At 74.9% G+C, this 11,610-nt stretch carries 10 protein-coding genes; all 10 read left to right on the forward strand.

Annotated elements, in window-relative coordinates; all coding sequences use genetic code 11:
• Positions 1-71 precede the first annotated feature (71 nt).
• The 10 genes from ACLBYB_RS11375 (at position 72) to ACLBYB_RS11420 (ending at position 11,587) form a co-directional block, all read left to right on the forward strand.
• Positions 72-2,165, forward strand: coding sequence for a caspase family protein (locus ACLBYB_RS11375; protein WP_447698818.1), 2,094 nt, complete (start codon positions 72-74; stop codon positions 2,163-2,165).
• On the forward strand, positions 2,162-3,496 hold the full coding sequence (locus ACLBYB_RS11380; protein ID WP_447698819.1) for a hypothetical protein: 1,335 nt from the start codon (positions 2,162-2,164) through the stop codon (positions 3,494-3,496). The genes ACLBYB_RS11375 and ACLBYB_RS11380 overlap by 4 nt, the downstream gene beginning before the upstream one ends.
• Positions 3,497-3,657: 161 nt before the next feature.
• Complete coding sequence (locus ACLBYB_RS11385) at positions 3,658-5,049, forward strand: hypothetical protein (protein WP_447698820.1); 1,392 nt, start codon at positions 3,658-3,660, stop codon at positions 5,047-5,049.
• The gene (locus ACLBYB_RS11390; protein ID WP_447698821.1) at positions 5,046-5,558 is read left to right on the forward strand and encodes a hypothetical protein; all 513 of its coding nucleotides are present in this window, start codon (positions 5,046-5,048) and stop codon (positions 5,556-5,558) included. Before ACLBYB_RS11385 ends, ACLBYB_RS11390 begins: the two co-directional genes overlap by 4 nt.
• A gap of 58 nt (positions 5,559-5,616) precedes the next feature.
• Complete coding sequence (locus ACLBYB_RS11395) at positions 5,617-6,747, forward strand: hypothetical protein (RefSeq protein ID WP_447698822.1); 1,131 nt, start codon at positions 5,617-5,619, stop codon at positions 6,745-6,747.
• 80 nt (positions 6,748-6,827) lie between these two features.
• A complete protein-coding gene (locus tag ACLBYB_RS11400; protein ID WP_447698823.1) occupies positions 6,828-7,814 on the forward strand; it encodes a trypsin-like serine peptidase in 987 nt (328 codons plus the stop codon).
• 107 nt (positions 7,815-7,921) lie between these two features.
• On the forward strand, positions 7,922-8,737 hold the full coding sequence (locus ACLBYB_RS11405) for an OmpA family protein (RefSeq protein ID WP_447698824.1): 816 nt from the start codon (positions 7,922-7,924) through the stop codon (positions 8,735-8,737).
• Between the two features lie 44 nt (positions 8,738-8,781).
• The gene (locus tag ACLBYB_RS11410; RefSeq protein WP_447698825.1) at positions 8,782-9,768 is read left to right on the forward strand and encodes a hypothetical protein; all 987 of its coding nucleotides are present in this window, start codon (positions 8,782-8,784) and stop codon (positions 9,766-9,768) included.
• Between the two features lie 52 nt (positions 9,769-9,820).
• Complete coding sequence (locus ACLBYB_RS11415) at positions 9,821-10,828, forward strand: hypothetical protein (protein WP_447698826.1); 1,008 nt, start codon at positions 9,821-9,823, stop codon at positions 10,826-10,828.
• A gap of 33 nt (positions 10,829-10,861) precedes the next feature.
• On the forward strand, positions 10,862-11,587 hold the full coding sequence (locus tag ACLBYB_RS11420) for a hypothetical protein (protein WP_447698827.1): 726 nt from the start codon (positions 10,862-10,864) through the stop codon (positions 11,585-11,587).
• The last annotated feature ends 23 nt before the right edge of the window (positions 11,588-11,610 follow it).

The following is an 11,610-nucleotide window of genomic DNA, read 5'->3' on the forward strand; positions in this document are numbered from 1 at the left end:
CGCGTGCCGACCGGGCGCGCCCCGCTCCGAGGACGATGAAACCGGGCCGCGACCCGGACAGGAGGACGCGCTTGCCGAGAGCCAACCCGGTATCCGCGCTGCGGCGGGCCGCCCGCACCGCGATCATCCTGCTCGGGATGACCTGCCTCGCCCCGCTCGCGCCGGCCAGGGCTGCCCCGGATCCGGCAGCCTTCGCCGACAATGCCGACGCCGTGGCGGTTGTGATCGGGAACCGCAGCTACAAGCAGACCGTGCCTGTCGACTACGCGCACAACGATGCCGAGGCGATCCGCGCCTACCTGATCGAGCGCCTGGGCTACCGCGAGAGCAACGTCTTCCTCCTGAAGGACGCGACCCTCAACGAGTTCAACCAGGTCTTCGGCACCGAGCGGAACCCGCAATCCGGCCGCCTCTGGCGCAGCGTGCGCGAGGGCCGCTCGAACGTCTTCGTGTACTATTCCGGCCACGGCGTCCCGGATCTCGCCACCAAGCAGCCGTTCCTGCTGCCCGAGGACGGCAACCCGAACCAGGGCGAGAGCGGGTACGCGCTGGAGACCCTGTACCGCAACCTCGAGCTCGTGAAGCGCAAGATCGGCGCCGACCACCAGCTCGTCGTGATGGTCGATGCCTGCTTCACCGGCGAGACCGGCCGCAAGGGCGAGAGCCTGCTGGCGGTGTCCGCGCCCGGCTTCGCCCCCGCCCGGCCGAAGACGGAGGGCGGCATCGTCCGGCTGGTGGCGACATCGGGCGCGACACCGGCCAACTGGGACGAGGCGAACAAGCTCGGCCTGCTGACCAGCCGGTTCCTGATGGGCGTGTCGGGCCTCGCCGACGCGCGCGACCATCAGGGCGACGGCGACGGGCTCGTGCAGTGGACGGAGCTGAAGCGCTACCTCCGCCGCGAGGTGGAGGACGCGGCCCGCCGCGCGTCGGGCCGCGAGCAGGTACCCGAGATCGACGAGGCCCCGATCGTGCTCAAGGCCTCCCTGCCGGTGGCGGCCGTCGCGAAGGGGGTCGAGGCCATCCGGGACGAGGCGGCCTGGCGGCGGGCCGAAGCGCTCGGCACCCGGGAGGGCTTCGAGGCCTATATCGGCACCTGCGGCGAGACCTGCCTGTACCGGCCTCAGGCCATGGACAGGCTCCTGGCCGGGCGGCGTCGGGACGCGGCGGCGATCGACCAGGAGAACTGGGCCAAGTTCGGGACCCAGCGGCAATATCAGGCCTATCTCGATTCCTGCGGCGAGATCTGCGCCTATCGCAGCCTCGCCGAGGGCTATCTCGGCGGCAAGAACCCGAGCGCCGATCCGCGCGTCAAGCGCTGCGACGAGCTCGCCGCCGGCACGGACGATCCCGACCGTCCGAGCGGGGTCGCGGGCGTGAAGCTCGGCCGGATCGAGCCCGCCGCCGCGATCGACGCCTGCCGCGGGGCCGCGGCCGCCTATCCGGACCTGCGCCGGCTCTCCTACCAGCTCGGCCGCGCCTACGACCGGGCCGACCGCTACAAGGAGGCCTTCGCCGCCTACGACCGCGCCGCCAAGGCCGGGAGCATCTCGGCGCTGAACAATCTCGCCGCCCTCTACGAGAACGGCCAGGGCGTGAAGCGCCAGCAGGCCGAGGCGTTCCGCCTCTACCGGCAGGCGGGCGAAGGCGGGAACGTCGTGGCGCTGGCGAACGCCGCCCGGATGCTTGAGTACGGCAACGGCATCCCGAAGGACGAGGCGCAGGCGGTCGCCCTGTATCGCCGCGCCGTGGCCGGGGGCGACGTCGCGTCGATCAGCAAGCTCGTGCCGCACTACGCGACGGGCGCCTACGGCTTCCCGAAGGACCTGAGGCAGGGCTTCGACCTCTTCCGGCAGGCGGCGGACCGGGGCGACCCGGTGGCGATGGCCACGATGGCGACGCTGATCGACAACGGCTTCGGGCGGTATTTCCCCGGCGTGCGCTCGGCCGACATGGTCCTGCGCGCGCTGAAGCACGGGGAACTCGGCGCCGCCTCCGTCTCGGCGACCGACACCGCCGCTCAGAAGCTCAAGCCCGAGACGATCCGCTCGGTGCAGCGCGCCATCAAGGACGCGGATTACTACACCGGTGCCCTGGACGGGCGGTTCAATCCGGTCTTCGTCCGCGCCCTCGATCAGTACGCCCGGGCGAACGAGACCGAATGAGGCGCCTCCTCCTCGCCGCGCTGCTGCTCGCCCCGGCGGCGGCGCGCGCCGACCCCGCGACGCAGGCGCTGGCACCGTTCCTCGACGCGGTGGCGGCCTGCGCCGGCCGGCCGGACCTGACGCTCGCGGTCGTCGGCGTCGAGCCCGGCCAGACGGCCCTGTCGCGCGAGCAGTCCGAGGAAGTGCGCCTCGCCGTCGAGACGCGGCTCCAGGCGACCGGCCGGGTCAGGCTGGCGGCGGCGGCCGACGTCGTGCGGATCAAGGCCCTGCGCGAGGGCACGACGGGCCTCTCGGGCGCGGAGGCCGAGGCGCAGATCCGGTCCGCCTTCGCGGGGGACGCGGCCGTGTTCCTGGTCGAGCCCCGCCGAGCCGGCGAGACCGCCTCCGTCCGGCTCCAGGCCGTGACGCAGAGCGCCGCCTGCAAGGCGACGAGCGACCCTCTGGTCGTGCCGATCCATGTCGGCGCCGGCGTCGCCGACGTCGACGCGGTCATGGACGGTGCGGTGAAGGCGTTCGCGCAGGCCGCACCGAATGCCGGCGCCGTCGAGGTCTGCCCGTTCGTGGCGGAAGGCGGCCATTCCACCTGCGCCGGCGCCCTCACGGACCGCCTCGTCATCGCCCTCGACGCGGAGGCCCGCTCGGCCAATCGGGTGCTCCGCGGCGCGCGCCTCGACGTGCGCCGCCGGCCGCCCGGCACCGCCTGCGCCGGCACCGTCACCGCGCGCGGCCGCTTCCGCACGGACCACGACCGGCAATCCTGGATGGAGGTCGAGTTCCGGCGCGACGGCGCCGTCCTGGCCCCGACGGGGCGACGCCGGATCGCGACGGAGGGGCTCGGCTGCGATCCCGTCCCGCGGCCGTTCCTGGACCACCTCGCCGCCACCGCGCGCACGGATGCCGGCCGCCTCTCGGTGGCGGCCGCCGCCACGCCGTTCGCGGCCGGTCAACGCCTGGAGATGCGCATCGAGTCCCGCGTCGCGCAGAACCTGTACTGCTGGGTGGTCGCGGCCGACGAGACCGCCTTCGTCGCCCTGCCGGTGCGCGACAACCCGGCCTCGCAGCTGGCCCTCAAGCCGGGAGACTCGCGGCGCTATCCGCGGGGCTACGGCCTCGACGAGATCGTCGCGGGGGAGCCCTTCGAGAACCTGTTCGCCTGCTTCGGCGTGCCGGGCGGCCTGCCGCCGGAGCTCGCCGCGCGGTGGCTGGCGGCGGCGCCGGGCGCCGACGGCGAGGCGCGTCTCCTGCAGCCCCCGGACGTGCTGGACCTCCTCGACCGGATCCGGGCCACGCCCGGGGTCACCGAGGCCGCCGCGCGCGTCGTGGTGCGCTGAGCCAGAGCGCGACGGGATCAGAACCGCGTCTGGGCCGCCCAGAGCAGACGGGTGGCGCCCGGATGGCCGCCGGAGGTCGACGGATGGCCGGTCGCGAGGTAACCATAAGGCGAATCGAACGATCACAAGGGGTTGCGTGGCAGCCCGCGACCGGGAGGCGCATGACGGGCGGATACGATGAGCGCTGCGCGGCCGACCTCGCCAATGTCGGCGACGGCCGCGATCTCTCCCGCGCCGACCGTGCCTGGCTCGCCCGCGTGGTCACGGGTGCCGTGCGCCCGAACCGCGATAAGCCCCTGTGGGACCTCGCCCACGCCCTCGCCGCGCTGGCCGAGGCGGCCGGGGCCCGCGACGGGCGCGATCTCATCACCCTCGCCCTGGACCCCGGCCTCGCGCGACCGGCCGCCCTCGCGGCCCACTTCGGCGGCGGCCCGGCCGTCGACGACCGCGGCCCCGTGCTCGGCACCGCCTGGTCCACCGGCTGGGCCGGGCTCGCCCGGCTCCTCGCGCTGGCCGAGTTCGTGCTCACCGCGGAGGACCTGGCCCAGTTCGCGACCGTCGCGGGCTGGCTCGACGAGCTCGCCGCCGCGCCCGACGCGGAAAGCGCGGCGATCCTGACCAAGCGGCTAGCCCGGCATCTCGCCGCCTACCGGAACGCCCACCTGCCGCTGGCGCCGCTGGAGCGGCGCTTCCGGGCACTCCTGGCCTTCCTGGGCGGCCGCCGGTCCGTCGCGGACGACGACATCCTCGATTTCTGGCGCGCCGAGATGGCGACAGGCGAGCGGCCGGGCTTCCGCACCGTCGCGGAGCACTTCGTGACCTTCGAGGCGGCCGGCCACCTCCTCGAAGGCCTCGACGCCCTCTCGGAGCCCGCCGCCCTCGACGCCCACGCGGGCTGGGAGGAGCGGCTGGACGCGGCCCTGGGCGATCTCGAGACCGCCGAACCCGCCGCGGCGCTGGCGACCCTGCTGGCGGACTGGCCGGAGGGCCCGAAGATCCTCACCGGCGCCGAGCGCGAGGACCTGGCCGACTTCCTGCGCCTCGAGCCCTACCACCGGACCCGCCCGCTGACGACGCTCCGCGCCGTGAGCTTCGGCCGTGTCCAGTCGGGCATCGCCAACCGCCTGCGCCGCGGCGGCGGCGGCGCCGCCATCGCCGAGCGGGCGACCTGCCTGGAGGCCGAGAGCTACGCCGAACTCCGGACGCGCGCGGGACTGCTCGCGGCCCATCTCGGCCGGATGCTGCGCATCGCGGCGGCCCTCCGGATCGCCGATCGCGACGCGCTGCCCGCGGCGGTGAGGTCCGCGCTGGAGGCCGCCGAGGCCGACCTGCGCCGCGTCCGCCGCGCCGGATTCGACGATCGGGAGGGGCTCTCGGCCGGGTTCGCCGCCGCCGAGCCGGCGCTGCTGCGCCTCGCCGAGGCGGCGGCCGACCTGGAGCGGTCGCTCGACGGACTCGCCCGGCACCGGCCGCTGGACGCGCTGTTCCCGGCGGATCGGGACATCTTCGCGGTCGCGTTCGCGGCGGCCTATGCCGGGGAGGCCGCGGCGTGAGCGACGCGGCACGGCTCCTCGCCGAGATCCACGCGGCCCGCGCCCTCGTGCGCGATGCGGCGACGACCGCCCGGCCGGACCACGCGGGGCTCTGGGCCCACGCGACCCGTGCGCCCGACGGCCCGGTCGACCTCGCGACGGTGCGGGCGATCCGCGGCGACCCCGCGACGGCCCGGCGCTACCGGACAATGCTCGGCGCCCTGGCGCTCGCCCACGCGCCGCTCGCCGCGGCCGCCTCGGACGGCGCGATTCTCCGGCGCCGGGTCGGCGCCTTCGCGCTGGAGATCCTCGAGGCCGCGGACGGCGCGCCTCCGCTCCTCGTCCTGCGCGGCGAGTCGGGGCAGATGCCGCGGGTGATCGAGGCGTGGCTCGGCGACGAGACGGTCCGGCTCGACCTCGGTCCGGCGATCGAGGGCGCGGCGGTGCTCGCCCTCGACCCGACCGTGCCGGGCGCGGCCCTCATGGGCCGGATGCTCCGCGACCCGGCCTGCGCGGTGTTCCTGCTTTGACGAGCCGTCGGACGAGCCGGCAGGCCGGTCTCGGCCCGTCCGGGAGACCGGCCCGCGCATGACGCGTCCGGCCATCCTCGTCGTGGTGCCCACGACCCGCGGACCGCTGGTGCTGCGCGGGCTCAGGCCGCGCCCCGGCCTTCCGGCCCCGGCCGCCTTCGCGGACGGCGATTATCGCCCGCTGCCGTGGTCGGCCGATTACGCCCGGCTCTGCGGGGCCGCCGGCCCGCTCGCCCGGTGGACGGGCCGGACTCCGGAGCCCCACGAGCTGCGGCTGTCGGGCTCCTTCGATGCCGGACGCTCCTGGGAGGTTCCGGTCTGCCTGGCGCACGGCCTTGCCGATGGCGGCCACCCGCTCGCCGCGGCACCGGAGGAGGCCGACCTCATCCTCTGGGCGACCGGCGCGGTCGATCTCGACCTCGCGGTGCTGCCCGGCGACTACGCGCTCCTCGACAAGATCGAGCGCTCCGCCGCGACGATCGCCGAGGCTCCGAACGCCGCGCTGGCGGTCCTCCTGCCGGACGGGCCGGAGCGCGCGCAGGCCGAGGCCGTCTTCCGCGGCATGGACCGGAACGTGCGGATCTTGCCGTCGCACAGCGTGCCCGCAGCCTTGGCCGCATTGACGGCGCCGCGGCCTCCGGAGAGGGCCGAGACGCCGCCGGCGCGGCGATGGTGGCGTCTCGCATTGCCGGCCGGCACCGTCGCGGCGGCCGGCCTCGCCGGTGTGCTCGCTCTCGGGGCCACGCGGCCCGATCCCGTCAGTGAGCCGCGCCCCGACGCGCCGGCCGGTCCCGCCACCCCTCCCCCCAGCATCGAAGTCCGAATCGCGTCGCCGATCCACGTCTCCGAGCTGCGCGCCCCGGCGGGGTCCTCCTGCCGCCGCGTCGCCTTCGGAGCCGACCCGCCCGAGCGGCGCCCGGTACCGGCGGAGTCGGGCGATCACCTGGCCGCGAGCCGCCTCACGCCGGACCTGTGCGGGCTCGCCATCGGAGCGGAGCCGGGCCTGCGCGTGCAGGTCGGGCCGGAACTGCGCGACGCCGCCCTCCCGGCCGTCCGGCTGGCGGACGGCGCGCTCGGCTATTTCCTGCGCGAGGGCGCGCGGCAGAACCTCGTCTACACGGTCCAGGCCGTTCCGGAAGCCGGAACCGGCGCGGTTGCCGGCCGCCTGGTCCACACCCTGGCGCGCTGATGAGAATCCGGCGTGTTGCGAATGCTGTCGATCGAGCCCGCGAGCGCGGGCCCGATCCGCGGACCGAGAGGAGGGAGAGGATGATCGCGATGCGCCGGAGAGGCCCTCTCCTTCTGGGAACGGCCTGCGCGCTGATCGTGCTCGGCCGCGGCGATGCCGCGCGGGCGCAGAGCGTCGGCTTCGATCCCGCCGATTACGGCCGGGCGCAGCTGCCCCTGCGCCAGACGACCGGCGACGCGGCCGCCTATGTCGACCAGAACAAGGGTGCCTTCGAGCCCGTGAGCGAGCTCGACCCGAAGGACGGCCTCGCGGCCCTCGCCCGGCCGATCGGGCGCGTCGACATCGTGCTCCAGAACGGCCGCACCGGGCAGCAGGTCGGTGCCTCCTGCACGGGGACGCTCCTGACCGGCGACTACGTGCTGACCAACCATCATTGCCTGCCGCAGTCGGGCGACCTGCGCCCGGTCAAGGCGTCGATCCTGATGGATTACCTGACTCTCGACGGGAACGGCTCCCGCCGCTTCGAGATCGACCCGAAACCCGTCGAGTTCGATGCCCTCCTCGACTTCGCCCTCGCCCGCGTGGCGGGCAATCCGACGGCGACTTACGGCGCCGCGCGGCTCTCGGGCGAGCCGGTCACGGCCAACCGCTCGATGCTGGTCATCCACCATCCCCTCGGACGTCCGAAGGTGATGAGCCGCTTCCGCTGCTTCGCCGTGAAGGACCAAGCGGAGGGCCCGGACCTGCGCCACCGCTGCGACACGCTCGGCGGCTCGTCCGGGTCGCTGATGTTCGACGCCTCCGTGGCCGGCATCGCGCTCCACAAGGAGGGCGGCCTCGATCCGAAGGATCCGACGAGCTTCAACAGCGCGACCCGGCTCTCCGCCATCCTGGGCCGGAGCCCGACGCTCGCGCGGATCGCGGCGGCCCAGGGGCGCCCGGTCGCCGCCGCCGATCCGGGGGCCAAGCCGGTCGCGCCCGCATCCGTGCCGGCACCGCAGCCCAAGCCGGCGACCGACGGACCGCTCGATCCGGCCGGGATGAACGCCATCCTGCGGGGACGCTGAGCGCCGTCGCGAGAATCGCGACGGCGGGCGACGAAAATCGCTCTGGGTCGACCAGGAACGGGGAGAGAGGGGCCGCAGCAAGGCCCGGGACACGAAGAGGGGAAGCGATGCGGACCCACGATCTACCGCGCGCCGCGCGGGCGCGCCTCGGCCGCTCCGGACTGTTGCTCGCCGTCGGCCTCGCCCTCGCGCTGGTCGCGCCCGCCCGGGCGAACCCGCTCACCGAGGTGCCGGGTGCCCGGGCAGCGCAGCCGGACGAAGCGCCCCCGCCGTGGGACCCGGCCGCGGAGCGGGTGGAGGCCGAGGAGGCGCGGGCCGCGAATCCGAGCGCCACCGCGATCATCCGGTCGCTCGCGCCGTTCGCCGACGGCAATCCGGGAGCGCCCGCGCGGCCGCTGGCGGTCAGCCCCGACGACGGCGGCCCGGCGGTCCGCGTCGTTCCCGCCCGGTCGATCGATCTTACCGTGTTCTTCGCCTACGACAGCGCGCGCCTGACCCCCGAAGCGCGCATCCAGCTCGAACCGCTCGGCGAGGCCCTGCGCGCCGAGCCGCTCGCGGGCCACGGATTCCTGATCGCCGGCCACACCGACGCCGCCGGCGGCCGCGCCTACAACCGCCGCCTCTCCCTGGCCCGGGCCCGGGCCGTGAAGGCGCATCTCGTCGAGACCTACGGCATCGCGCCGGAGCGCCTGCGCGTCCACGGCTGGGGACCCGCGCGGCCGAAGGATCCCGACGCACCCCTGTCACGGGTGAACCGCAGGGTGGAGGTCAGCCTGATCGCGCCGGCCCGCAGCGGTACCCTGCGCTTCGTCCTGCCGGTCGCGGATCGCACTTGCACCGACTTGGCCGATCCGCGCCTGCGGACAGATCTCGACCTCGACGATTTCCGCGCGGCGCCGACCCCGCGTCCCTGCACCGAATGACGCCAACTCGCCTCACCGACGGTCCGAAGACGGAGAGACCCGCGATGTCCTGGAGGATCCCGATGCCCCTCGTCCGCACCACCGCGTTCCGCACCACCGCGTTCCGCGCCACCTGCCTCGCCGTCCTGGCGCTCGGATCCGCCTACGCGGCACCGGCCCGGGCGCAGACCAAGCCCAACGTCGTCGTGATGGGCGAGGACGCCGACGAGGACGCGGTGCCCCGCGGCAACCGCATCTTCCAGCGGGTGATTCACGAACTGTCCGAGACCATGAATCTGCGCGGCTACAACGTCTACGACGAGACCGCCGTCGCGATGGGGTTCACCCAAGCCAACCGGGTGCGCCGGCGGGATGCCGAGCTGATCGAGGTCGCCCGCGCGGTCCAGAATCCGCCGCTCGACGTGGTGGCGGTGTTCCAGATCTACGCGTCGGCGTCGAAATCCGCCTACTCGGATATCGTCCGGCCGGAGATCCGTATCCCCGGCCGCCTCCTCAACGTCCGCACCGGTCAGTCGCTCGGCTCGTTCGAGGTGGCCGGGCTCCAGTTGCCGCCCCTGCCCCAGGGGTGCGACCGCGAGTGCCTGCTCGAGCGGGTCGGCGCCGAGGCGAAGACGGTGGCCGCCGACCTCGCGGCCGCGCTCACCGCGAAGCTCGACGGCGTCATCGCGCCCCGCCGCGGTGCCGATGCCGGCGCCGCGCCCCCCGACGCCGCTCCGGTCGGCGGCGCCGTGGCGGCGGCGCCCGGCGGCGAGGGCTGCGGGGGTTTGCCCAGCGCCTACGTCGTCCGTCTGAGCGGCTTCTCGGCCCAGGAGGTCCAGGCGGCCGAGGAGTACATGGCGGCCTTCCGCTGCTACGAGCACCACCGTCCGGTGCGCGCGAGCGGGGCCAGCACCGAGTACTGGTACGAGACCCGCTCGGATTCCGCCCGGCTCGGCCGGAACCTGCGCCTGATGCTGGAGCACATGAGCGCGCCGGGTCAGGTCCAGTTCTCAGGCAACACCTTCGTCATCAGCCGCGTGGCGACGCGGTAGCCGAACCTCGCCTTCCCCGCCTCGTCGTCCCACCGTTCCCTGAAGGTTGACCATGTCGGTTCGCGAGCGCCTGCGCGGCGCCCTCTCCCATCTTGTCCCGCAACGCCCGGCGCGGCGCGTCATCCTGGCCGGACTGGTCTTCGCGCCCCTGGCGATCGCGGGCCCGGCCCGCGAGGCCCGGGCCGACCCGGTCTTTCCGGGCGCCGGCGCCCTCGGCCTGACGCCGCCGGCCGGGATGAGCGTGAGCCGGCGCTTCGCCGGTTTCGAGCATCCGGCCGGCGCGTCGATCATCCTGGTGGAGATGCCGCCGGAGGCCTGGGACCAGATCAACGGCCGATTCACCCCCGAGGCGCTGGCCGCCACGGGCTTCCGGGTGAAGGGCGGGGCCGAGCCCCTGCCGGTCGCGGGCGGGGAGGGCTTCGTCCTGCGCGGCACCCAGCCGGCCAACGGCCTCACTTACGCGAAATGGGTCGCCGTCGTGCGCGGCGCCCCCGGGACCGGGCTCGTCACCGTGCAGGTCCCCGAGAAGGCGGCCCGGCAGGTGCCCGCCGCTTCCGTCGAGGCCGCCCTCCGCACGATCGCGTTCCGCGCGAAAGCGAGCCTGACCGATCAGGTCGCGGCGCTGCCCTACACGGTCGGCGACATGGCGGGCTACCGGCCGACCGCGGTCTTCGCGGGTAACAGCCTCCTCCTCACCGAGGGACCCAAGGACGTCGATCCCGAGCGCGAGCAGCCGGTGATCGTCGTCGCGCCCTCGCTCGGTCAGGCGCCGGTCCCGGCGGGCGCGGAGGTCGCGGTCGCCCGCCGGCTGTTCGCCGCGCAGAAGGACTTCGCCGACGTGAACGTCACGGACGAGGCGCGGTCCAGTCGCGGCGAGGCGGTCGTCGTGCGGCTGCGCGGCACCGGGACCGACACCAAGAGCGGCCGTGCCCTCGGCGTGACGCAGACGATGGTCTTCGACGGCCAGCGCTACTTGCGGGTGCTGGGCTTCGCCGATGCCGGTCGCCCCGACGCCCTGGACAGGGCCGACCGTGTCGCCGCCTCGGTGGCGATGCGCTGACCGACCTCTGCACCCACAACGAGAGCCTTCCCGATGCGCCCGCCGCTCCTCGCCCCGCTGCTCCTGGTCTCCGCCCTCGCCCTGCTCGCTGGCCCGGCGCGCGCGGAGGAGAACGAGTGCCGGCGGTCCCCCTCGCTCGCGTCCGGCGCGCCCCCAGCCTTCGGGCGCATCAGCGCGCCGGGGCGCACGGCCTTCGTCAAGGACGGGCTGGCCCGCGCCGGCTGCCCGGACCCGAGCGCCGCCTGCCGCGAGCGCGCCTACCTGGTGAACGCCGATCCCGTCATCCTCGGCGAGCGTCGCGGCGCCTATGTCTGCGCCCATTATCGGGGCGCGGGCGACGATATGGGCCGGACCGGCTGGCTCCCGGGCGAGGCCGTCGCCGTCGAGCCGCCCGGTGCCGTCGCGCCTGGGGACTGGCTCGGCACCTGGACCCGTGCGGAGGCGCGCATCCGCATCACCCAGGCCGACAAGCCGGGGCTGCTGACTTTCGGGGGCGACGCCACCTGGGGCGCCGGCGATCCCGAGCGGGCGCGCCGCGGCGGCGTCCATATCGGCGAATTCGCCGGCACGGTCGCCCCGCAGGGCGCCGCGGCGAGCTTCGCCGTCGGCGAGAACGGGGCGCTGCCGGTCGAGGCCGGTGACGCTTCCGACTGCAAGGTCTGGCTGCGGCGGGTCGGCCCCTGGTTGGTCGTCGACGACAACCTCGCCTGCGGAGGCGTCAACGTCACCTTCCGCGGCCTCTACCGCCGCCAGCCATGAGCGGCGCGGCGAGACGCGGCCGC

Source organism: Methylobacterium sp. D54C (genome assembly GCF_053345595.1).

Coding starts and splice junctions, on each gene's coding strand:
- ACLBYB_RS11380 (WP_447698819.1), top strand. CDS start 2,162: ATGAGGCGCCTCCTCCTCGCCGCGCTGCTGCTCGCCCCGGCGGCGGCG.
- ACLBYB_RS11385 (WP_447698820.1), top strand. CDS start 3,658: ATGACGGGCGGATACGATGAGCGCTGCGCGGCCGACCTCGCCAATGTC.
- ACLBYB_RS11395 (WP_447698822.1), top strand. CDS start 5,617: ATGACGCGTCCGGCCATCCTCGTCGTGGTGCCCACGACCCGCGGACCG.
- ACLBYB_RS11400 (WP_447698823.1), top strand. CDS start 6,828: ATGATCGCGATGCGCCGGAGAGGCCCTCTCCTTCTGGGAACGGCCTGC.
- ACLBYB_RS11405 (WP_447698824.1), top strand. CDS start 7,922: ATGCGGACCCACGATCTACCGCGCGCCGCGCGGGCGCGCCTCGGCCGC.
- ACLBYB_RS11410 (WP_447698825.1), top strand. CDS start 8,782: ATGTCCTGGAGGATCCCGATGCCCCTCGTCCGCACCACCGCGTTCCGC.
- ACLBYB_RS11415 (WP_447698826.1), top strand. CDS start 9,821: ATGTCGGTTCGCGAGCGCCTGCGCGGCGCCCTCTCCCATCTTGTCCCG.
- ACLBYB_RS11420 (WP_447698827.1), top strand. CDS start 10,862: ATGCGCCCGCCGCTCCTCGCCCCGCTGCTCCTGGTCTCCGCCCTCGCC.